The 21,725-nt window shown below is 73.8% G+C and carries 22 protein-coding genes; 5 read left to right on the forward strand and 17 right to left on the reverse strand.

From position 1 onward, the window contains the following. Positions 1–7: 7 nt before the first annotated feature. From FXF52_RS28385 to FXF52_RS28395, 3 genes are read right to left on the reverse strand one after another with little or no spacing between them, the layout of a single operon-like run. Positions 8–859: an alpha/beta fold hydrolase gene (locus tag FXF52_RS28385; protein ID WP_148801401.1), complete on the reverse strand. Its 852-nt coding sequence runs from the start codon at positions 857–859 to the stop codon at positions 8–10. Beyond that, a complete protein-coding gene (locus tag FXF52_RS28390; protein WP_148801402.1) occupies positions 856–1,749 on the reverse strand; it encodes an SDR family oxidoreductase in 894 nt (297 codons plus the stop codon). Before FXF52_RS28390 ends, FXF52_RS28385 begins: the two co-directional genes overlap by 4 nt. A gap of 17 nt (positions 1,750–1,766) precedes the next feature. Beyond that, a complete protein-coding gene (locus FXF52_RS28395) occupies positions 1,767–3,260 on the reverse strand; it encodes an NAD(P)/FAD-dependent oxidoreductase (protein WP_148801403.1) in 1,494 nt (497 codons plus the stop codon). 116 nt (positions 3,261–3,376) lie between these two features. Between FXF52_RS28395 and FXF52_RS28400 the strand changes: the two genes are divergently transcribed. Continuing rightward, a complete protein-coding gene (locus FXF52_RS28400) occupies positions 3,377–4,039 on the forward strand; it encodes a TetR/AcrR family transcriptional regulator (protein ID WP_148801404.1) in 663 nt (220 codons plus the stop codon). Here FXF52_RS28400 and FXF52_RS28405 read toward each other — a convergent pair. Genes FXF52_RS28405 through FXF52_RS28415 form a run of 3 tightly spaced genes read right to left on the reverse strand, consistent with a single transcriptional unit; the run spans position 4,009 to position 5,484 of the window. Beyond that, a complete protein-coding gene (locus FXF52_RS28405) occupies positions 4,009–4,542 on the reverse strand; it encodes a hypothetical protein (RefSeq protein ID WP_148801405.1) in 534 nt (177 codons plus the stop codon). The two genes, FXF52_RS28400 and FXF52_RS28405, sit on opposite strands and share 31 nt — an antisense overlap. 10 nt (positions 4,543–4,552) lie before the next feature. Then, a complete protein-coding gene (locus tag FXF52_RS28410; RefSeq protein WP_148801406.1) occupies positions 4,553–5,008 on the reverse strand; it encodes a hypothetical protein in 456 nt (151 codons plus the stop codon). Next, complete coding sequence (locus FXF52_RS28415) at positions 5,008–5,484, reverse strand: hypothetical protein (protein WP_148801407.1); 477 nt, start codon at positions 5,482–5,484, stop codon at positions 5,008–5,010. Before FXF52_RS28415 ends, FXF52_RS28410 begins: the two co-directional genes overlap by 1 nt. A gap of 44 nt (positions 5,485–5,528) precedes the next feature. On the opposite strand from FXF52_RS28415, the gene FXF52_RS28420 reads away from it, so the two are divergent. Beyond that, the gene (locus FXF52_RS28420; protein WP_148801408.1) at positions 5,529–6,521 is read left to right on the forward strand and encodes a YafY family protein; all 993 of its coding nucleotides are present in this window, start codon (positions 5,529–5,531) and stop codon (positions 6,519–6,521) included. Between the two features lie 77 nt (positions 6,522–6,598). Here the strand turns inward: FXF52_RS28420 and FXF52_RS28425 are convergent, their stop codons facing one another. Then, positions 6,599–8,074 carry a PLP-dependent aminotransferase family protein gene (locus tag FXF52_RS28425; RefSeq protein WP_148801409.1) on the reverse strand — a complete coding sequence of 492 codons (1,476 nt, stop codon included), beginning with the start codon at positions 8,072–8,074 and terminating at the stop codon, positions 6,599–6,601. Between the two features lie 29 nt (positions 8,075–8,103). Here FXF52_RS28425 and FXF52_RS28430 point away from each other — a divergent pair, with 29 nt between their 5' ends. Then, the gene (locus FXF52_RS28430; RefSeq protein ID WP_148801410.1) at positions 8,104–8,715 is read left to right on the forward strand and encodes a LysE family translocator; all 612 of its coding nucleotides are present in this window, start codon (positions 8,104–8,106) and stop codon (positions 8,713–8,715) included. A gap of 9 nt (positions 8,716–8,724) precedes the next feature. After that, positions 8,725–9,435, forward strand: a complete 711-nt coding sequence (locus FXF52_RS28435; RefSeq protein WP_148801411.1) for a B3/4 domain-containing protein — start codon at positions 8,725–8,727, stop codon at positions 9,433–9,435. A 39-nt stretch (positions 9,436–9,474) separates the two neighbouring features. Here FXF52_RS28435 and FXF52_RS28440 read toward each other — a convergent pair whose 3' ends face one another. From FXF52_RS28440 to FXF52_RS28475, 8 genes are all read right to left on the reverse strand, one after another. Continuing rightward, positions 9,475–10,743 (reverse strand): sialidase family protein, encoded by a 1,269-nt coding sequence (locus FXF52_RS28440; RefSeq protein WP_148801412.1) that lies wholly within the window; start codon positions 10,741–10,743, stop codon positions 9,475–9,477. Further along, a complete protein-coding gene (locus FXF52_RS28445) occupies positions 10,736–11,290 on the reverse strand; it encodes an RNA polymerase sigma factor (RefSeq protein WP_255472427.1) in 555 nt (184 codons plus the stop codon). The genes FXF52_RS28440 and FXF52_RS28445 overlap by 8 nt, the downstream gene beginning before the upstream one ends. A 354-nt stretch (positions 11,291–11,644) precedes the next feature. Next, positions 11,645–13,870: a PQQ-binding-like beta-propeller repeat protein gene (locus tag FXF52_RS28450; protein WP_148801414.1), complete on the reverse strand. Its 2,226-nt coding sequence runs from the start codon at positions 13,868–13,870 to the stop codon at positions 11,645–11,647. Positions 13,871–14,274: 404 nt separating this feature from the next. Then, complete coding sequence (locus FXF52_RS28455) at positions 14,275–14,697, reverse strand: hypothetical protein (protein WP_255472429.1); 423 nt, start codon at positions 14,695–14,697, stop codon at positions 14,275–14,277. Positions 14,698–14,741: 44 nt separating this feature from the next. Continuing rightward, positions 14,742–15,479, reverse strand: a complete 738-nt coding sequence (locus FXF52_RS28460; protein WP_148801415.1) for an amidohydrolase family protein — start codon at positions 15,477–15,479, stop codon at positions 14,742–14,744. Then, positions 15,476–16,225: a hypothetical protein gene (locus FXF52_RS28465; protein WP_148801416.1), complete on the reverse strand. Its 750-nt coding sequence runs from the start codon at positions 16,223–16,225 to the stop codon at positions 15,476–15,478. Before FXF52_RS28465 ends, FXF52_RS28460 begins: the two co-directional genes overlap by 4 nt. Continuing rightward, entirely contained in the window at positions 16,222–17,118 is an 897-nt protein-coding gene (locus tag FXF52_RS28470) for a dihydrodipicolinate synthase family protein (protein ID WP_148801417.1), read from the reverse strand. The genes FXF52_RS28465 and FXF52_RS28470 overlap by 4 nt, the downstream gene beginning before the upstream one ends. After that, positions 17,115–18,290, reverse strand: coding sequence for a DegT/DnrJ/EryC1/StrS aminotransferase family protein (locus tag FXF52_RS28475; protein ID WP_148801418.1), 1,176 nt, complete (start codon positions 18,288–18,290; stop codon positions 17,115–17,117). Before FXF52_RS28475 ends, FXF52_RS28470 begins: the two co-directional genes overlap by 4 nt. Before the next feature lie 82 nt (positions 18,291–18,372). Between FXF52_RS28475 and FXF52_RS28480 the strand changes: the two genes are divergently transcribed. Beyond that, positions 18,373–19,593, forward strand: coding sequence for a hypothetical protein (locus FXF52_RS28480; RefSeq protein ID WP_148801419.1), 1,221 nt, complete (start codon positions 18,373–18,375; stop codon positions 19,591–19,593). Between the two features lie 42 nt (positions 19,594–19,635). On the opposite strand, the gene FXF52_RS28485 is transcribed toward FXF52_RS28480, so the two are convergent. Both FXF52_RS28485 and FXF52_RS28490 read right to left on the reverse strand, forming a co-directional pair. Then, complete coding sequence (locus FXF52_RS28485) at positions 19,636–20,691, reverse strand: dihydrodipicolinate synthase family protein (protein ID WP_222870723.1); 1,056 nt, start codon at positions 20,689–20,691, stop codon at positions 19,636–19,638. Between the two features lie 8 nt (positions 20,692–20,699). Continuing rightward, complete coding sequence (locus FXF52_RS28490) at positions 20,700–21,716, reverse strand: NAD(P)-dependent oxidoreductase (RefSeq protein WP_148801420.1); 1,017 nt, start codon at positions 21,714–21,716, stop codon at positions 20,700–20,702. Positions 21,717–21,725 lie beyond the last annotated feature (9 nt).

The raw sequence follows: 21,725 nt of genomic DNA on the forward strand, positions 1-21,725 counted from the left end.
GCTGCCGCTACCCGCCGGGGTGTGACCAGAACCCGGTGACCAGCGCGTGGAACGCCGCGGCCCGCTCGATCTGCGGCATGTGCCCGGTGTCGGGGAACAGGTGGGTCCGCGCCTTCGGCAGCCGGGCCCGGGCGGCGGTCAGCTGCCGTGCGGGGAGGATCAGGTCCCGGTCGCCCCAGACCACCAGCATGGGCAGGTCCAGCGCGGCCACCGCGGCGAGCAGTTCCGCGCGCCACTGCGGCCGTACGCCCCGCCAGGTGCCGAGGCTGCGGACGAGTTCCACCATCACCTGGGCGGCGTGCGGCTGGCGGGCCACGGCCAGGGCGAGGGCGATCCGTTCCTCGGTCGCGTACGCCGGGTCGTGGAAGATGGCCCGCTCGGTGCGGCGGGCGATCGCCGGGTGCGGGCGCAGCAGCAGCCGGGCCAGCGGGCGCAGGGCGAGCAGCCGCAGTGCCACGGTGACCTCCCGGCCGAAGCCGGCGCTGTTGACGAGCACCAGGCTCGCGGCCCGGGCCGGCTGGTCGGCGGCGAGCCGCATCGCCACCGCCCCGCCGAGGGAGTTGCCGACCAGGTGCGCCGGGCTGGTGACCCCGGCGGCGTCCAGGAACCCGGCGACGGCCGAGGCGAGGGCGGGCAGGGTGTGCTGCGTGTCCAGCGGCGCGCTGCCGCCGTGGCCGGGAAGGTCGAGGCTGATCACCCGGTGGTCGCGGGCCAGCAGCTCGTGCTGGGCGGTGAAGTCCTCCAGGGTGCGCCCGATGCCGTGCAGCAGCACCACGGGCGGGCCGGCCCCGGCGACGCGGCAGCGCATCGGGCGGCCGGCCACGGTCAGGGTGTCGGCCGGCGGCAGGGCGACGGTCACGGCGCGCGCTCCGTGTCGGGCGCGACCGGCTCCGATGCGGGCCGCGGCGCCGGCACCCGCACCGCGCGCCGGTTCATCCCCAGTGCCAGCACCTTCCCGTACGAGGCGGGGGCGAGCCGGGCCAGCAGGTCGGGCAGCTTCGCCGACCAGCCGATCAACACCCGGCCCCGGCGGCGCTCGACGCCACGCAGGATCACCTCGGCGGCCTTCGCCGGGTCGATGGAGAGCAGCTTCTCGAACTCCTTCCGGCCGGCCTCGTACTCCTCGCGGGGGACGCCACTGCCCACCCGGGCGCTGGCCGCGATCCGGGTGCGGATGCCGCCCGGGTGCACGGAGGTGACCCCCACCCCGTCGTCGACCAGTTCGTGCCGCAGCGCCTCGGTGAAGCCGCGGACGGCGAACTTGCTGGCCGAGTAGGCGGCCTGCCCGGGCGGCGCGATCAGCCCGAAGAGGCTGGAGACGTTGACCAGGTGGGCGCCCGGCTCCGCCTTGAGCGTGGGCAGCAGCGCGTGGGTCAGCCGGACCACGGCCCGGAAGTTGATCTCGATCACCCAGAGGAACTCCTCCAGGGTGACCTGGTCGAACCGACCACCCAGGGCCACTCCGGCGTTGTTGATCAGCAGCCGGATCCGGGGATGCCGCCGGCGGAGCTCGGCGGCCACCCGGTCGGTGGCGTCGGGGTCGGCGAGGTCCACGAGGTGGGTCTCGATCCGCCGGTCGGGGTGGCCGGCGCGGATCGCGGCGACCACGGCGTCGAGCCGCGTGGCGTCCCGGTCGAGCAGGACCAGGTCGGCGCCGCGCCAGACCAGCCCGTGGGCGAGGGCCTCACCGATGCCGCTGGCTGCGCCGGTGACCACCGCGGTGGCGCCAGGGAAGACGAAGTCACGCATGGCGGTGCTCCTCTCGGTCAGGCGACGGGCGCGGCCGGCTCGGCGGGGGCGGGCGCGTCGGCACGGGAGAAGCGGACGCCGGAGTCGGTGAGCCGGCCGTGCCGCATCAGCAGCACGTCCCGGGGGTAGTTCTGGTACAGCCGCCAGGGCGCCGCCGGGCCCTGGCTGGGGAGCCGGTCGACGGCGCGCAGCACGTACCCGGACTGCAGGTCGATGAGCGGCACCAGCTCGCTGGTGTCGGGGGCGACCGGGGTGACGATCTGCTGGCCGGTGGCGTCCAGGTGGCGTAGCAGCCGACAGACGTACGTGGCGACCAGGTCCGCCTTCAGCGTCCAGGAGGCGTTGGTGTAGCCGATGGTCAGGGCGAAGTTCGGCACGCCGGAGAGCATCATGCCCTTGTAGGCGACCGTCTGCGCCAGGTCGACCTCGGTGCCGTCCACGGCGAGGGTCATGCCGCCCAGGGCGAGCAGGTTGAGCCCGGTGGCGGTGACGACGATGTCGGCGGGCAGTTCCGTGCCGGAGCTGAGCCGGATGCCCCGCTCGGTGAAGGTCTCGATGGTGTCGGTGACCACCGCGGCCCGCCCGTCGCTGACGGCGGCGAAGAGGTCCCCGTCGGGCACCACGCAGAGCCGCTGGTCCCAGGGGTTGTAGCGGGGCGCGAAGTGCCGGTCGATGTCGTAGCCGACCGGCAGCCGACCCTGGGCGGCCCGGCGCAGGAACTTCTTCACCAGGCCGGGGGCGCGCCGGCTGAGCTGGAAGTTGACCACCCCGAGCAGCACGTTCTTCCAGCGCACCAGGGAGTACGCGGCCTTCGCCGGGAGCCGGCGCCGCAGCGCGTCGGCGAGCGGGTCGCGCGACGGCAGCGCGATGACGTACGTGGGTGAACGCTGCAGCATGGTGACGTGGGCGGCCCGCTCCGCCATCGCCGGGACCAGGGTGACCGCGGTGGCGCCGCTGCCGATCACCACCACCCGCTTGCCGGCGTGGTCGAGGTCGTCGGGCCAGTGCTGCGGGTGTACCAACTGCCCGGCGTACCGGCCGACGCCGGGGAACTCGGGGGTGTAGCCCTCGTCGTAGCGGTAGTAGCCGGCGCAGGTGAACAGGAACGCGCAGGTGAGGACGACGTCCTCGCCGGTGTCGTCGCGGTGCGCGTGCACGGTCCAGCGGGCGGTGCCACTGTCCCACTCGGCGTGCATCACCCGGTGGTGGAAGCGGATGTGCTCCCGTACGCCGTACTCCCGGGCGGTCTCGCGCACGTACTCCCGGATGGCCTCGCCGTCGGCGATCGCCTTCGGGTTCGTCCACGGCTTGAACGAGTAGCCGAGGGTGTACATGTCGGAGTCGGAGCGGATGCCCGGGTAGCGGAACAGGTCCCAGGTGCCGCCGATGGCGTCGCGGGCCTCGAGCACCGCATAGGTCTTCCCCGGGCAGTTGCGCTGGAGGTGGACGGCGGCGCCGACGCCGGAGAGCCCGGCACCGACGATGAGGACGTCGACGTGGTCGGAGGCCATGGGCGTCTCCCGTTCGGGGGCGGCAGTGGACCCGGACCCTATCCACCGCCGTCGACCCCGGTCAACACCATGTCGAGTGGGATCGACAGGGTGTTGAATCGGTGTAGCATCGGCCGATGACGATCGCCCGTACGCCGACCGGCGCCGCACCGACGCGCGGGCGGCGGCTTGGCCGCTCCACCGGCGACGACCGGGAGGTGGCGATCCTCGCCACCGCCGAGCGGCTGCTGCGGGAACGCCCCTTCGGCGACATCTCCATCGACGACCTGGCGAAGGGCGCGGGGATCTCCCGGCCCACTTTCTATTTCTACTTTTCGTCGAAGGACGCGGTGCTGCTCACCCTGCTCGACCGGGTCACCGAGGAGGCGAACGCCGCCGCGGGCGACGTGCTGGACCGGCTCGCGGAGGACCCGCGGGCCCGCTGGCGGGAGTTGATCGCCCGGTTTCACGCCACGTTCGGCGGTCACCGGGCGGTGGTGCTGGCCTGCGCCCAGGTCCGCGGCACCAACGCCGAGGTGCGCCGGCTCTGGGCCGAGGTCCTGGAGCGCTGGGTACGCGCGGTCGAGGCGGCCATCGAGGGCGAGCGCCGGCGCGGCGCGGCCCCGGACGGGCTGCCCGCCCGGGACCTCGCCATCGCGCTGAACTCGATGAACGAGCGGGTGTGGTACGCCACCTTCGCCGGCGACGGTCCGGCGGTGGCCGAGCGGGACGTGGTCGACGTGCTGCTGGACGTCTGGCTGACCGCGATCTACCGGACGACCACGCCCTCGCCGGCCTGAGCGGCGGCGTGCGCCTCGCACAGCCGCCGCATCATCTGGTTGAAGTCGGCGGCGGGCAGCGCCGGGCCGCTCCGGCTCTCCAACTGACGCACCGGGCCGCCCGCCCGCACGGGCGTCTCCACGGCTCCGTCCCGGGTCAGCACCCAAGCGGCCTGCTGCCGGCCCTCGAGGCCGAAGAGGACGGTCATCGGGCGTACGTCGAAACCGGTGACCTCCGGCCAGGGCAACAGTCGGGAGCGGTGCAGGTATCGGATCAGCAGCCCACGCTTGCCGTAGTAGATGCCGACCAGGTGGAACCGGACCGCGACGAGCAGAACCGCGACGATCACCGCGACGCCGACGGCCATCGGCCCGGCCTGACGGACGGTCAGCCGACCGGCGGCCAGCCCGGTCATCATCCCGGCCGACAGGAGGAGCAGCGCCGGGCTGCCGTACAGGATAGCCACCCCGGCAACGACCTGCCGCCGCACCGTCCAGGGATCGGCCCGTCTCCATCGCCTCACCCCGGTCACCCTAGGCGGTACGGGCGAACTCCATGATCCAGTTCGTCTCCCAGGTGCGCTCGCCGTCGGTGGAGAACGCCTGCTCCCAGCGGCAGGCGTTCGGCGTGATGCCGGACCAGATGAACCGGCAGCGGACCGGCCGTCCCTCGTCGGTGTCGTCGGCGTAGAAGGCGCCCACGCCGTCGACGAACCGGCCCACCACCGGCGGCAGTTCGAGGATTCCGCGCCGGCTGTTCATCCAGTAGATCGACCAGAGCCCGGTCGACGGGTCGAGGATCCGCACCGTCGACCCCGAGAAGCCGCGGGTCGGGAAGCGGATCTCGTCGAAGCTGCCCGCGCCGTCGAAGAACCGGTGCGCCACCGTGCTGCCGGGGAACTCGTCCCAGTCGTCGCTGCCGACGTGCCGCTGCTTCAGCCGCCGGCTGGTCACGTCCCAGCTGCCCACGAGGAAGTCGAAGTCGCCCATCAGTGGCCCACCGGCCCGGCGGTGCGGGTGTCGGCCAGGTAGCCGGCCAGGTCCGGCCGGTCCGGCGCAAGGATGTGCCGGACCCAGGCGGCCCGCTCGTGCTCCAACACGCCCAGCTCCCAGACGCAGCCCACCCCGGGGCGGTCGAGCGGGACGAAGTGCGCGGGGTTGTCGTCCGGGCAGTCCAGCGCGGGCTGCCCGGCGATGGCGATCCGACACTCCACCACGTTGTCCCAGAACCAGCTGTACGCCAGCAGGTAGGCCCCGGTGTCCGCACCCCGGTGCAGCACCACCCAGCTCGCCGGCGGGGTGCCGCCGTCCGGGCCGGGCAGCAGCTTCGGCAGGTACGCGTACGCGGCCTCGATCACGGCCGGTTCGAGCCGGGGCTCCGGCTGGTCGATGTGGTAGCGCTTGACGTGCCGGCCGGCGACCTCGATGGTCCCCGGCACGGTCAGTTCCTTGTCTCGGAATGCCATGCCGGGACGGTACGGCCACTCCCCTGACAGCTACTGTCAGTGGAATGCGAGCCAGCCGCCTTTTGTCGATCCTCCTGCTGCTCCAGGCCCACGACCGGCTCACCGCCGCCGACCTGGCGCGCCGCCTGGAGGTCTCGGTCCGCACCATCTACCGGGACGTCGAGTCGCTGCACGCCGCCGGCATCCCGTTGTACGGCGAGGCCGGGCACGCCGGCGGCTACCGGCTGGTCGACGGCTGGCGGACCCGGCTGACCGGGCTCACCGCGGAGGAGGCCGACCGGCTGCTCTTCGCCGGACTGCCCGGGCCGGCCGCCGAACTCGGCTACCAGTCGGTGGTGGCGACCCTGCAACTCAAGTTGCGGGCCGCGCTGCCGCCCCCGCTCGCCGAGCGGGCCACCCGGCTCGAACAGCGCTTCCACCTGGACACCCCCGGCTGGTACTCCGACGGCGATCCGTCGCCGTACCTCGCGCCCACCGCGGAGGCGGTGTGGCGGCAGCACCGGATCCGGGTCCGCTACCGCAGTTGGACCGGCGAGGTGACCCGGGTGCTGGAGCCCTACGGCCTGGTGCTCAAGGGCGGTCGCTGGTACGTGGTGGCCGCCCGGCCGGACCGTAGCGAGCCGGCGACCTACCGGGTCAACCAGATCCTCGACCTCAACCCGCTGGACGAGCCGTTCGAGCGGCCCGAGTTCGACCTGCCCGGCTGGTGGCGGGCGCACGTGGTGGACTTCCGGGCCCGGCTGCACCGGGACGAGGCCACCATCCGGCTGTCCCCGCGCGGCCGGGAACGGCTGCGGGAGATCGCCAGCGACGCGGTGGTCGCCGCCGTGGACGCCAGCGCTGGCCCGCCGGACGCGGCGGGCTGGATCCACGCGGTCATCCCGATCGAGTCACTCACCCACGCCCACGGCGACCTGCTGCGGCTCGGCGCCGAGGTGGAGGTCCTCTCCCCCACGGCGCTCCGCGACCGCCTCGCCGCCACGGCCGCCGCCCTGGCCACCCTCTACCACCCCTCCGCCCCACCCCTATCGGGTTGATCAAGAAGGTTGCGTCGGTGTTGATCTCCGTAGCGACGCGAACCTCTTGATCAACGGGGACTTCGCGGGGGCCGCGGTCAGGGCAGGTCGCGGAGGGCGGCGGCGAGGGTGGCGATGCCACGTTCGATGTCGCCGGTCGGGTTGGCGGCGTAGCCGAGCACCAGGCCGGGCGGCTGCGGCCGCTGCCCGTGCCAGGACAGCGGCTGCACCTTGACGCCGCTGCGCAGCGCGGCGGCGGCCAGCGCGACGTCATCGACGTCACCGTCCAGGGTGACCAGCAGGTGCAGGCCGGCGGCAGCGCCGTGCACGACCGCACCGGGCAGGTGCGCACGGACCGCCCGGATCATCGCGTCCCGGCGGCGGACGTGCCGGCGGCGCAGCAGCCGCAGGTGCCGTTCCAGCGCGCCGGAGTCCATCAGCTCCGCGAGCACCAGTTGGGGGAGCGCGGCGTTGCCCAGGTCGGCCATCCGCTTGGCCGCCACCAGCGCCGGGTGGTACCGCCGCGGCACCAGCATCCAGCCGAGCCGCAGCGCGGGAGCGAGCAGCTTGGAGACGCTGCCGGCGTAGCAGACCCGATCGGGCAGCATGCCGCGCAGCGCCGGCACGGGCGGGCGATCGTAACGGTGCTCGGCGTCGTAGTCGTCCTCGATGACGAGGCCACCCCGGTCCGCCCAGCGCAGCAGCCGGCGGCGCCGCTCACCGTCGAGCACCACGCCGGTCGGGAACTGGTGCGCCGGGGTGAGCATCACCGCCGGGGCGCCGCTGGCCGCCAGCAGGTCGACCCGCAGCCCGTGCTCGTCGACCGGCACCGGCGGGGTGTCCAGCCGCCAGTTGCGCAGGTGCTGGCGTACGCCGAGGGAACCGGGGTCCTCCACCGCCACGGTGTGCACGCCGTCCTCGTGCAGCACCTGGGCGAGCAGGCCGAGCCCCTGGGACACCCCGGCGACGATCACCACCTCGGCCGGGTCCACCCGGATGCCCCGGTTGCGGGCCAGCCAGGTGGCGACCGCGAGCCGCAGGGCGGGGGTGCCGGTCGGGTCGCCGTACCCGAAGGCGGCGGGCGCGAGGCGGTGCAGCACCGCGCGTTCCGCGCGCAGCCAGGCCGCGCGGGGGAAGGCCGCCAGATCCGGTACGCCGGGCGTCAGGTCGAGCTCCGCCACAGCGGTACGCAGGGCGTCGAAGACGTCGGTGCCGGGCTGGTCGGCGAACACCTCGGCGCGGGCGGGTGGCACCGGCAGGCGGCTGACCACCGCGGCGGGCGTGGCCACCACGACGGTGCCGGCCCGGCCCCGCCCCACCACGTGACCGTCCTCGGTCAGCCGCTGGTACGCCTCGGTCACCACGCCCCGGGACACGCCCAGCTCGGCGGCGAGCACCCGGCTGGCCGGCAGTCGGGCCCCCACCGGCACCCGCCCGTCGGCGATGGCCGCGCGCAGCCGCCCGGCCAGCCAGTCGGCGCGCCCGCCGGGCGGGGCCTGGCCGACGTCGAGCTGGAGGAAATCGGCGCCGGCCGTTATGGACCCCTCGACCGCCGACGGTTTGGCTCTGTCCATCGGGCCATTATGGCCGCAGGGTGGATCGCATGAGCATCGCCTTCCTGCTGACCACGCTGGTCGTGGTGGCCACCCCGGGCACCGGGGTGGTGTACACGCTCTCCGCCGGGCTCGCCGCGGGCCGTCGCGCCGGACTCGTCGCCGCGGTCGGCTGCACGGTCAGCCTCGTCCCGCATCTGGCCGCCGCGGTCACCGGCCTGGCCGCCGTGCTGCGCGCCGGCACCCCGGCGTTCCGGGTGGTGACCTGGCTGGGCGTGGCGTACCTGCTCTGGATGGCCTGGTCGGCGCTGCGCGACCGGGGCCCGCTGTCGCTCGGCGACGGCGCCCCGCCCCGCCCGGCCGCCCGGCTGGTCCTCGACGGGGTGCTGGTGAACCTGCTCAACCCGAAGGTGACCGTGTTCTTCGTGGCGTTCCTGCCGCAGTTCGTACCCCCGGACGCGCCCGCGGCGACGGCCCGGATGCTGGCCTGCGGCACGGTGTTCATGCTGACCACCTTCGTGGTCTTCGCCGGGTACGGCGTGCTGGCCGGCACGCTCCGGCACCGGGTGCTGGCCCGACCCCGGCTGACTGCGCTGCTGCGACGCGGCTTCGCCGGCAGCTTCCTCGCCCTGGGCCTCGGCCTGGCCCTCACCGCCCGATAGGAGCTTCCCGTGCGTTTCCGGCACGCCCCGCAGGTCTGGTCGGCCTTTCCCGAGCTGGTCTGCGGTGTCCTGCACGTCACCGGCATCACCCCCACCGCCGACGTCGGCCCGGCCCTCACCCGGTACGGCGACGCCGCCCGGGCCCGTCTCGCCGCCGGACCGGAGAGCGGCTTCCCGGAGATCCAGGCGTGGCGGCGGGCCTTCGCCCGGATGGGGCTCGCGCCGACCCGCTACCGGTGCGCCGCCGAGTCGCTGCTGCGCCGCTTCCGCCGCGACGGAGCGCTACCCCGGCTGCACCCGCTGGTCGACCTGGGCAACGCCCTCTCCCTCGGGTACGCCGTGCCAGTGGCCGTCCTCGACGCCGGCCGGATCAGCGGCGACCTGACCGTGGGGCCCGCCACCGGCGAGGAGACCTACCAGACCCTCGGCGGGGACGACGAGCGCCCCGAGCCGGGCGAGGTGGTCTTCGCGGACTCGGCCAGGCGGGCGCACTCGCGGCGCTGGACGCACCGGCAGAGCGGCTGGTCGGCGGTCCGCGACGGCACCACGGAGGTGCTGGTGGTGATCGAGGCACTGCACGACGGCGGGGCGGAGACCGTACCCCGGATGCTCGCCGAACTGGCCTCGGCCCTCGGCGACGTGTGGCGGGTGCCGGCCCGGACGGCGGTGCTGACCGCCGAAACGCCGGTCTTCACACTGACGCCGACGACGGCTGGCTGAGGTGCTCCCGGCGGCCGGAGCCGCCGGGAGCACCTCAGGTCACAGCTCGGGCGGGTCGATCCAGGTCCACGTGACGCCGTCGGCGGAGAGCCAGGCGCCCGTGCTGTCCGGCCAGCCGGTCTGGACGTATCCGCCGGTCACCGGGCGGGGGTCGGCGCCCGGCCCCAGGGGAGCGGGGTGGAGCGCCGCTCCGTCGTCGGAGCTGGCGAACATCAGCGGTTCCTCGGCGGCGCTGACGCCGGCCTGGACCAGCAGCACCCCGTCGGGGCGGAGTGCCGCACGGATCGTGCGCTCCCCGACCTTGGCCGTTCCCGCGGTACGCGCCCAGGTGGCGCCGCCGTCCGCGCTGCGCCAGACCACCAGGGCACCCCGGACCCGGCCGACGGCGTAGACGGTGCGACCGTCCTGGGTCGCCACCGCCGGGCCGCCGATGTCATCGGAGGCGGTGAGCCCGTCGGGGAACTCGTGCCGCCGCCAGGTCCGGCCGCCGTCCCGGCTGACCTCGACGGCGCTGCCGGTCCAGATCACGCGACCGCCATCGCCGACCTTCTTCCCGGTACGGCCGCTGACCCAGAGGCCGGCGCCGATCGGCGCGCTCGCCACGGTCGCCGTGTTCTGCAGCGTGGACCGCTTGGTGAGCTGCGCGACGTCCCCGGTGGCCGGATCCACCGCGACCAGCGGTTCACGGTCCGGACCCGGTTCGCGGGCCAGCACCCGCCACCCGGCCGGCAGCGCGTCCACCTGCCGCGCCTCGACCTGCCGCCAGGTCGCCCCGCCGTCGCTGCTGGCGGCCCACCGGGCGGATCGGCTGTCGGGAGCGGAGCGGGAGAGATACCAGGCAACCAGCGTGCGCGGTGCCACCACCCGCAGGTCCACCATCGCGTCGTCCGGCACCGGCAAGGGGCCGGTGCGCCAATGCCGGCCCCGGTCGTCGGTGCCCGCCCAACGGGGCGGGCACCCGGTACGGCACTCGTGGTAGCGCAGGTAGATGTGGTCGAGATCACCGGCTCCCGGGCGCCCGGTGGAGACCTGCCGGCCGGGGCCGGGCGTGAGCGTGGGGCCTGGGGTGGGGATGAATTCGGGGGTGTGCTCCGGGCTGAAGCCGGGTGCCGGCACCGCGGGACGCTCGTGCGCGGGCCGGGCCGCGACGGCAACCCCCGATCCGGCCACCAGCATGGCCAGCGCGGCAACGGTGACGATCCGGTGCCGTTGACGCCGCCGCCGGGCGCGCAAGGCCACCTGCTCGAAGTGCGGCTTGAAGCCGGCCTGGGCGGCGGCGTTCAGCCCGGCGAAGTCCAGCTCAGGCATGGCGGGCCTCCCGCTCGGCGCAGGTCGGGGAGGTCGGGCGCCCGGGCGGCGCCGCGCCGGTGGGGGTGAGCCGCTCCCGGTCGACCGGGTCGGCGTCGCCGAGGTGCTCGGCCAGGGTGCGACGCGCCCGCACCAGACGCGTCTTCACCGCCTCCACGGAGCACCCCATCGCGACCGCCACCTCGCTCACCGGCAGGTCGGCGAGATGATGCAGCACCACCGTCTCCCGGGCCTGCCGGGGCAGCCGCTGCAGCGCCGCCACCAGGGCGACGTGGTCCGGCGACAGGGCAGGGGCGGTGCGCTGCGCCGGATCGAGCCGGCCGGAGTGGACGATCCTGCCCAGGACCATCCGACGGCGGTGCCGGGACCGGGCGACGTTCAACGCCACCGTCCGCAGCCACGCCTCCGGATTCTCCACCTGCTGGAAGCGCCCGGGCCGCGCCAGGGCCCGGACGAACGCCTCCTGCACGACGTCCTGCGCCTCCGCGTAGTTGCCGGTCATCGCGTACATCTGGGCCACCAGGCGGGCCGCGGAAGCGGCGTACACCTCTCTAATCTGTTGCTGTGGGTCCACATCGTCCCCTCCCATACCGGTCGTTACACCCGGTACGACCGACGAGTGGGCGGCGAGGTGACATCCGGTCGACGGAGGGCGTCAGTCCTCGTCGGGCCAGCGCGGGTCGCCGCTTGCCGCGGCCAACGTTCGGGCCTCGTCCGCGACATGGCGCGGGTCGTCGGGGTCGACCGGCTCGCCGTGCAGCTCCCGCAGCGCCACGGCGAGACGGGCGTCGGCGGCCGGGCTGGCGCCCCGGGACCAGGCCGGCTCGACCGTCCGGCTGAGGGTGCTCCCGGTCGGCCTGAGCCGGGAGCACCCCTGCCGCTCACAGCTTCGCCGGCAAGGTTACTGATCCGGGCTGAGCCGGAACACCTCGTCGGACCGGGCGTAGTACAGCGCGTGCCCGTCGCGGGCAAACGTGAAGTTGGTGATCCCGGTCGTCAGTTTCCGGGACTCCAGCGTCGCCGGCTCGATCTGGAACAGGGTTCCGCGACTCAACGCGTACAGGGTGCCGTCCTCGGCGAACTCCAGGTCCGCGCTGACCCAGAGGGAGGCGCCCTGCCACAGGTACGGCATGAGCTGCGTCCGGCGTAGCACCTGACCGGTCGCCGGGTCCAATTCGTACAGCCGGCCCACGTCGATCGCCCAGAGCTTGCCGTCCGGCGCGACCGCCAGGGCGGTTACCGCCTGCACCTCCGGGGCGAGTTCGATCTCCCACAGCTTGGCCCCTCGGGTGGTGTCCCAGGCGAAGACCTTCGCGGTCTGCCCCGTCGGTGTGGAGCCGAGCCCACCGTAGACGGAGGTGCCGCCGAAGAGCACCTGTCCCGCCGCGGCCAACGACACGATGCTCTGCCCCGGAACGACGTCCCGGTGCGTCGCCAGTTGTCCGGTGGCCGGGTCGTACAGGCCGAGCACCCCGCCGAGTTTGCCGTAGGAGGGGACGGTGCCGAAGGCCACCCGGTCACCGACCGATGCCCAGGCGAAGGGCCGGTCCTGTTCGAGGTGTTCCAGCGCGCCGAAGTGTTCCGGGTTGTTGTTGCCGTCCCACGGCTTGCTCGGGTCATAGCGGTAGAGGTTGGCCCTGGTGTAGGTGCCCAGGTAGAGGTCCCCGTCGTGGGCCAGCATCCCTTCGACCTGCCCGACGTAGCCGCGCGGGAGCGTATCGGTGGTCCCGGTCGCCGGGTCGTACGCCGAGATCCCCTCGTACATGTAGCCGCCGACGTAGATCCGGCCGTCGGGGCCCTTGCCGATCGACTGGATCTTGATCGGGGCCGTCTCCACATCGGTCAGGCGGATGTCGTGTGCCCCGGTCAGGGGGTTGTAGTAGGCCATCTCGCCGGTCTGGTACATGAAGGCGAGCGTGTTGCCCGGAAAGTCACGGCCGCCCAGGTGCACCCAACCGAAGTCCCGCGCCGGCTTGAGGTTCTTTATGCCGGTAGCCCGCACCTTGCCGGAGGTGAGGTTGTAGGCCCGCAGCTCACCGGCCGCGTCGATGTAGTACACGTCCCGCTCCGGCCCGGGCTGTGACACGCTGCCGAATGAGGTCGGCCCGAGGTCGGCGATCCACTCGCCCCGCTTGAGGTCGTAGGCGAGCAGGTGGTTGCCGGGCGTGACCCGGGTAAACATCGTGTTCCCCCGGATATCGAGGAAGTAGACGAACTCGTTGTCGCGGTGTTCGGCCGGCAGTTCGATGGTGCGCTGAGCGCCGGTTGCGGGGTCGAGGACGACGATGCGTGGCTTCGAGCTGCCCAGGCCGGCATAGACCAGACCGTCGGCGAGGGCAACGCTGCGCACGTACGCCTCGTCGGAGACGCTGCCGTAGCTGGTGAACTCGCCGCTGGCCGGATCGAAGCTGAACACCTCTCCCTTGGGGTAGGTGCCACCCCAGACGATCCCCTTCTGGTCGACCTCCAGGTCCCACAGGTAGAGCGCGTTCGGTGTGGCCCGGCCCATCGATTCGAGCATGGCGGTCGTTGGTGACCAGCGGTAGAGCTCGCCGTTGTTGTACGCACCGACGTACACCGAGCCGTCGCCGCCGGTAACAATCGACCAGGAGCCCTGGGCCCCGGCCGGCAGCGATGCCGCGTGCTTGAGTTTGCCGGTCGCCACGTCGATCACCTCGAATCGAGCCGGGGTGCCGGTGGTCACCGCGTACACCTCCTCACGGCCGTCCGGCCCCACCCCGTAGGCGGTGTCGAGGATGTTGGCGGCCACCACGGGGTGCCCGAGCGAGGCCTCCGTCCACGGCGGGGCCGGCCGGACCATGACGTCGTCCCAGACGACGCTGGTGGCGTCCAGGGTGGACGAGTAGAGCAGGATGCGCGCGGTGGCCGTGCCCTCGGGGGTCTTCGCGGTCACCGCTTCCCAGGACCAGGCCGTCGGGTCGCCGTAGGAGATGCGGTACGAACTGCTGGACAGTTGCCGGCCGGCGGCGTCGTGGTAATAGACCACAATGGACGGAATGCCGCGCTTGACCAGCGCCCACGCCCCGAAGTCGTACATACGGCCGGCGTCGACCGGCACCGGGTCGCTGAGCAGTCCGATCTGCATGGTGTTGCTGGGGTCCTCCATCGCCAGCGCCTGTCCGCCGGAGCGTGTCGGCGAGGCGAGCACGCTAAACCCACTCGTTCCATACCTTTGGGTCCAGCCCGGAATGGAGCCGACGGCTGCCGGCTCCTCGAATCCTCCATTGCGTACTACAGGTTCGGCAGCCGCCGGCGCGATGGGCGAGGCGGCGAACGCACCACTACTTGACAGCAATATCGCAAGACCAACGGCCAGAGCGAGGTACAGCCTTCGTGCGGAGATGGTCACGGGTCGGCCTCCCAAACAGGAGTGGAGGGTGTGCGACGCCCACTTGTCTCGTCGAGCCCTCTAATTATGGTCGTGACCGTAATGGCGCTACTCGGGCAGGTCAACACTGACTACGGTCGTTGCACCCGCATGACCGACGAGCGGGTGGCGACCGGCGGGTATCAGTCCTCGTCGGGCCAGCGCGGGTCGGGCTCCTCGATCCAGCGGGCCCGCCCGGCGTCCGGGCCGAGGATCTCCTCGAACTCGGCCCGGGTGATCTCCCCGCTGCGCAGCCGCCGGACGTTGGCGACGAAGCGGGCCATCCCCGCGCCCCGCGGGTCCGGCTCCGGGGCCAGACCGCTCGCCGCGGCCAACGACCGGGCCTCGTCCGCGACCTGGCGCGGGTCGTCGGGGTCGACCGGCTCGCCGTGCAGCTCCCGCAGCGCCACGGCGAGGCGGGCGTCGGCGCTCGGGCTGGCGCCCCAGGACCGGGCCAGCTCGACCGTCCGGCCGAGGGTGTCCTCCCCCACCTTCTCGGCGCGCAACGCGGCGCGCATCATCCGGTGGAACATCACGGTCACGGCGTCGGAGTCGTCGGCGATCATGTCCGGCACGGTAGCTGGCCGGTGCGACAGTTCCGGCCGGCCCGTCAGTCCGTGCCGAGGTCGAGCCGGAACAGCTCCGCGGCGTTGCGCCAGGCGACCAGCTCGCCGAGCTCGGGATCGAGATCGGCGGCGACCACCGCCCCGTACGCGGCGGCCGGGTCGATCAGGGTGGCGTCGGTGCCGAAGAGCAGCCGGCGGGGGTTGACGGCCGCGGCGACGGCGGCGAACCGGCCCGCTTCGGTGTGCGAGAAGCAGGGCTCCAGCCAGAGCCGGTCGACGGAGTTGGCCGCTTCCACGGCGTGCCGCCAGCCGTCGGCGCCCATGTGCCCGGCGATGGCCCGCAGACCGGGGATGTCGGCGCAGGCCTGCGCGAGGTCCAGCGGGGTCGGGCCCCAGGTGTGCACGAGCGCGGGCAGGTCGTGGGCGGCGACCAGGGCCAGCGCCTCGCGGGTCTGCGGGGAGGTGACCGGGGAGCCGGTGTAGTCGGTGTGGATCTTGACGCCGACGAACCGGCCGGTGGGCAGCAGTTCGCGCAGGTCCCGCTCGGCGTCGTCGAGCCGACGCGGATTGATCGTCAGGTAGCCGAGCAGCCGGTCGTGCTCCGCCAGCACCCGGGCCATGGCCCGGTTCCCGGCGGCGACGTCGTAGATGACCGCCTCGGTGGCCGAGACGACCGCCAGGTCGATGCCGTACCGGTCCATCACCGCGAGGTTCGTGGCGACCTGACCGACCTCCATGCTGAAGAACCACGGGCCCCAGTGCGCGTGCACGTCGATGATCATGCGGTCACTCCCAGGATCCGTCGGGCGTTGCCGCCGGCCACCGCCGCCACCGCCGTCGCGTCCAGGTCGGCGTGGGCCAGTCGCAGCCGGGGCACGACGGCCTCGTAGAACGGGGTGCGCGAGCCGTAGAGCAGGCGCTCGACGCCGACCTGCGCGGCCACCGTCTCCAGGGCGTCCGGGGAGTTGAGCAGCCGCGTCGAGGTGTGGAAGCCGGGCTCGTCGCGGGCGATGACGACGAAGTCGCCCAGGTGGTAGAAGTGCGTGTCGAGGAAGACCACGGTCGCGCCGCGCAGGGGCCGCCAGAACCGGCGTACGTCGCCGCCGGCCAGCAGCACCAGTCCGGCCTCGGTGGCGCGACGGGCGACGTGCCGCACGGACGGGAAGTCCGGCTCCACCCGCTGCTCGTCGGGGAAGAGGCGGACGGCCCGGACGCCCCGCTCGGCGAGCCGGACCACCTCCCGCTCGGCGCCCAGCGGGTCCCGCAGGTCCACGGCGCCCACCGGCACCACCGTCGGGCCGGCGAGGGCGGCCACCTCGTCGTTGCCGCTGGGTACGTCGAACAGCGCCGCCCGCAGGCTGGCCACGGCGGCCGCGGCGATGCCGTTGGCGGCGAGCGCCGCGCGTACCTGGGCCGGGTCGCCGACCGGTCCGGGTCGGTCGGCGTACCGGCCGACCAGGACGTCGACGTCCAGCGTGACCGGTGGCAGGTTCTCCGCCGCGAACGGCTTCCGCGGTTCACCGGTCACAGTGGAGTCACCACCCGCAGCACCCGGTCCCGGTCCTCGGCGGGCAGGTCCGGACCGTACGGATCGACGGCGTACCGGGGCGGGACGCGTCCCTCGTGGGCCGCGATCCAGAGCATCCGTTGCACGTAACCTGCCATCGGTTCGGTGAAGGTGGCGGCGGCGAGCCGGTCAAGCCGCGCCGAGGCGGCGACGAACTCGTCGTACCGCTTGTCGGCGAAGGCCCGCAGCACCGTCGCGGTCACCGGGACCGCGGCGGCGGCCAGGCCGACCAGCGCGGCCTCGGCGCCCCACAGCAGGGACGGGCCGAACATCCGGTCCTCGCCGGTCACCGCGAGCCGGTCGGCCCGGTGGGCCGCGGCCAGCGCCTCCTGGCAGGCGATCGCGTCGTGCAGCCGGGCCACCTTGACCCCGGCCACGCCGGGGTGAGCCAGCAGCGCCCGCAGCGCGTCCGCCGGGTACGGCCGCAGGTAGAGGTCGAACGCCAGCATCGGCAGCGCGGCGGCCCGCCACAGCGCCTCGTGGTGGGCGACCGGATCGTCCTCGACCGGGAACACCAGCAGCCCAGCGGCCCCCAGTTCGGCGGCCTGGACGGCCTCGTCGGCGACCGCCGCCCGGGTCTCCCCCGGCCGCCCGCCTACGCCGACCACCACCGGCACGGCGGTGGCGACCGCCTGCCGGATGACGGTCGCCCGGGTGGACGGGTCGAGGTAGGGGCCGCGGCCGGTGTGCGCGAGCACCGCGAGGGCGTCGGCGCCGTCGGCGACCAGCCCGCGCAGGTACGCCCCGACCAGCGGCGGATCGACCTCGCCGGCGGCGGTGCCGGGCGTCGCCGCGGCGGCGATCAGTCGCCACCGCAGCAGGTCGCGAAGCGCCGCGGCGCTCGGGTCGATCATGCCTCGGTCACCGCGGTTCGGACCGCCTTGGCGATCTCGTCGACGTGGGCGTCGGTGTAGCGCTCGTTCCAGTCGATCACCAGCAGAGTCTGCCTGATCAGCCGCTCGGCGTTCGGCCGGGTGCCCCAGCCGTAGTCGGGAAGCCGGTCGGCGGGCGGCATCGTCAGCGGGTAGTGGGAGGTGCCGTAGACCGCCGACTCGGTCAGCGCGGGCGCGCGGTGCAGGGGCTCGTCGAGGTAGCCGGCGCGCGCCGGCACCCCTGCGGCGGTGAGCCGCTCGGCGATCTCCGTGTTGGTCAGCGGCGGGTCCAGCACGATCGGGAAGAGCCACCAGGCGTGCCGCTCGGGGTCCGCCGGCAGCCGCAGGCCCGGCACGTCGGCCAGGGCGGCCAGCAGGCGCCGGGCGGTCCGCCGCCGGTCGGCCACGACGCCCGGCAGTTTGTCCAACTGGGCCCGGGCGACCGCCCCGGCCAGCTCGGTCATCCGGTAGTTGATCCCGAAGCTGACGTGCCGGCGGGCGCCGTCCCGCGGCCAGCCCTTGTCGGCGAACAGCCGCATCCGCCGGGCGAGCACCGGGTCGTCGGTGATGGCCAGGCCGCCGTCGCCGCAGGTGATGTGCTTCCACTGCTGCAGGCTGAAGCAGCCGATCGCGCCGGCCGTGCCGACGAGCCGGTCGTCCGGGTATCGGGTGAGCCAGGCCTGGGCGCAGTCCTCGATCAGCGGTACGCCGGCGGCGTCGGCCACCGCCCGCAGGTCGGCCGCGGCGCCGAACAGGTGCACGCCGATGATCGCGCGGGTGCGCGGTCCGATGGCGGCGGCCACCGCCTCGGGGTCGAGGTTCCCGGTGTACGGATCGACGTCGGCGAACACCGGCACGGCGTTCTGCGCGAGAATCGGCGCGACGGTGCCGAAATCGCTGATCGGAGAGGTGATGATCTCGTCGCCGGGGTCGGGGGCCACGGCCGCGACGGCGAGGTGCAGTGCCGCGGTGCCGGAGCTGCACGCCACGGCGTGCGACACTCCATGTCGGTCGGCCATCTCCCGTTCGAGGGCACGGACCTCCGTCCCCCAGACGGAGCTGAGCATGCCCGACCGGAGGACGCGGGTGACCGCCTCCAGCTCCTCGGCGCCGATCGTTCGACCGCTGGCATCGGCCATGCTGGGGTAGGACACTCGCCCTCCAGAGCTACAGTAATACCGGCCCTGACCGTAATCTGGTGCCGAGTGCCAATGCAACCCCCCAAAGGAGGCGCTGGTGAGCATCGTGATCGGGGTCGTCGGACCGCACGACCTCGTCGACGAGGTGGCCGCGACCTGCGAGGAACAGCCCGGCGTCTCCGCCCGGCGGCTGGACTACGACCACGAGTCGCAGGCCCCGGCGATCGTCGAGGCGCACGCCGGCCAGGTGGAGGCGTGGCTGTTCACCGGGGTCGTGCCGTACACGCTGGCCCGGGAGGCGGAGGTGCTGACCCGGCCGGCGACGTTCGTCGACTACACCGGGGCGACGCTGTTGCAGGCCGCCGTCCGGCTGCTGCGCGCCGGTCACGACGTCACCCGGATCTCGATCGACACGCTCACCGGCGCCGACGTCAGCACCACCTTCGCCGAGGCGGGCCTGCCGGTGGACCGGGTCCGCTCGCTGCCGTACCGCAGCGGGCTGAACTCGGCGGACGTGGTCGCCTTCCACCGGCGGCAGCGGCGGGCGGGCGCCGCGGTGGCGGTCACCTGCATCAGCTCGGTGCACGAGGCGCTGCGCGACGAGCTGCCGGTGTTCCGGCTGGCTCCGTCGAACCACTCGGTCCGCACCGCCCTGCGGCAGTTGCTGCTGTACGCCAGCAGCCAGGCGCAGGAGGACGCCCAGATCGCGCTCGGCCTGGCCTGCCTGCCCGACGGGGACGGCGGGCTGCTCAAGGAGGTGGCCGCGCTGGGCGGCACCCTCGCCCGGTTCGGCGGCGACACCCACCTGATCGTCACCACCCGCGGGCCGCTGCACGACGCCACGGCCGGCTTCACCGCGCTGCCGATGCTGCGTCGGCTCGCCGACCGGCACGACACCGTGCAGATCGGCTTCGGCCTCGGTCGCAGCGCCGCGGAGGCGGAGAACCTGGCCCGCCGCGCGTTGAGCCGGGCCCGGCGGGTGGGCGCCGCCGCCGCGGTGCTCTCCCTGCGCGGCGACACCGACATCGTGCTGGAGTCGACCACCGCACCGCCGCCGGTGTCGGACGTGAGCCTGGCGGTCATCGCGCAGCGGGTCGGCCTGTCGGTGCCGACGCTGCTGCGGCTGCGCGAGGTGCGGCACGCCGTCGGCGGCGAGCCGCTGACCAGCCGGGAGGTGGCCGACCAGCTCAACGTGCAGCAGCGCACCGCCCGGCGGATGCTGCACCGGTTGGAGCTGGCGGGCCTGGCCGAACGGACCGGCAACCTGTCCTCGGGCACCAGCGGACGTCCGCTGACCCTCTACCGCCTGACCCTGTGAGCACTACCGGGAGGCTCCCGCGAGAGCCTCCCGGAGCGACCCTCAGGCCAACCACTCGTCGAGGTGGGCGGCCACGAACTCGTCGTCGCGCAGGTGCGGGTAGGCCCGGTGCACCCGGTCGAGCTCGGCGAGCTGTCCCGGCGACAACTCCTCCGCCGGGTCGAGGCACCATCGGCCGGCGAGCAGCCCCTGCCGGCGCAGCACCTCGTGGATGCCGGGGATGCAGCCGTGGTAGCCGTTCGCGGCGTCGAAGATGGCCGCGTTGGCGTCGGTGAGATGGCCGTCCAGGGTGAGCAGCCGGCGCAGCGCGGCGTCGTCGCCCGCGCGGGCGCGCCGGGCCTCGTCGAGCAGGCCGACCGCGGTCCTCGCCCACACCGCCCACTGCCCGAGCAGCCCGCCGACGAACTCGACCTCCACCTGCCGGCCGTCCACCATGATGCGGTGCGGGGCCACCAGGTCGGCGAGGATGTGATCGTCGTTGCCGGTGTAGAGCGCCAGGTCCCCGTTGCGGCCGGCGGCGCACACCCCGTGCAGGACGTCCAGCGTGCGGTACCGGTCGAACGGCGCCACCTTGATTCCGACCACCGATTCGAGCCCGGCCAGCCGGGCCCAGAACGCGCGGGACAGCTCCCGTCCGCCGACCGCCGGTTGCAGGTAGAAACCGACCACGGGCAGCACCTCGCCGACCGCGCGGGCCCGCTCGACGAGGCCGTCCTCGTCAAGGCCCGCATACGGCGACAGAAGGACCATGTGGTAGCCGAGCGAGGCGGCCAGCTCGGCCTCGGCCACCGCCTGCGCGGTGGGTCCGCAGGCGCCCGCCACCAGGATGGCGTCCGACCCGGCGGCGGTCTCGGCGGCCAACTCCAGCACCGGGGCGAGCAGGCCGACCTGCGGGTCATGGATGGCGAACTGGGTGGTGTGCACGCCGACCGCGATGCCGCCGGCACCGGCGGCCAGGTAGTAGCGGGTCAACGCCCGCTGGCGCCGCTCGTCGAGCCGGCGTTCGGCGTCGAGGGCGAGCGGATGGGCGGGGATCACGCAGCCACGCCGGAACCGGGCCAGGGCCGACTGGTGCCGGGTGGTCGAAGCAGTCAACACGGTCTCTCCTAGAATTTGCCGTCGCGGCGCTGGAAGCCGGTCGGCTTGTCGAGCAGCGGCCGGCCGCCGGCGATCCAGTCGGCCGTCAGCTCGATCAGCTCGGCGACCGGCACGTCGGGGTAGCCGAAGAGCCGGTGGCAGAGCTGGGCGTTGGACAGCAGCGCGGTGGGGGCCTCGGTGCCGGTGAACACCGGCTCTCGGCCCAGCCGGGCGGCGAGGGCGGTGGCGGCCTGGCGGACCGAGACCAGCTCGGGTCCGGTCAGGTTCAGCACGAACGGCGGCGTCGCGGTGTGGTGCAGGGCGCGCAGGGTCACTTCGTTGGCGTATCCCTGCCAGACGATGTTGGCGTGCCCCATGGTGAGGTCGACGGGCTGACCGGCGTGCACCGTGCGGGCGATGTCGACGAGGACGCCGTAGCGCATCTCGACGGCGTAGTTGAGCCGGATGAGGGCCAGCGGGGTGTCGTTGCGCTGCGCGAAGTGGGTGAGGATGCGCTCGCGGCCCAGGCACGACATGGCGTACTCGCCGACCGGGTCGAGCGGGGTCTGCTCGGTGCAACCGGCGGAGGCGACCGGGACGAGCGGGTAGACGTTGCCGGTGCTGAGCGCCACCAGGCGCGACCCGGCGAAGCGCTGCGCGACCCGGCCCGGCAGGTAGGTGTTGGTCGCCCAGGTGGCGTGCTCGCGGCCCGCCGTGCCGAACTTCGCGCCGACGAGGAACACCACGTTGGCCGCGTCCGGCAGGGCCGCGAGGGCGGCGTCGTCGGTCACGTCCGCCTCGACCACCACGGCGCCCTCGCCGCGGAGCGCGTCGGCCAGCCCGGCCTCCGAGAAGCGGGAGACCGCGATGACGCGGGCACCTGTGCCGGCCGCGGCCACCCCGCGCAGGGCCAGCCGGACCAGGCTCGGGCCCAGCTTGCCGCCCGCTCCCAGCACCAGGATGTCGCCGTCGAGCTTGCGCAGGTCGTCCACCAGGACATCCCGCGGGCGCGACAGCCGCTCCTCCAGTTCCGCCACCGAACGCATACCACAAGC

This window comes from Micromonospora sp. MP36, from assembly GCF_008119785.1.
Lineage (GTDB): Bacteria > Actinomycetota > Actinomycetes > Mycobacteriales > Micromonosporaceae > Micromonospora.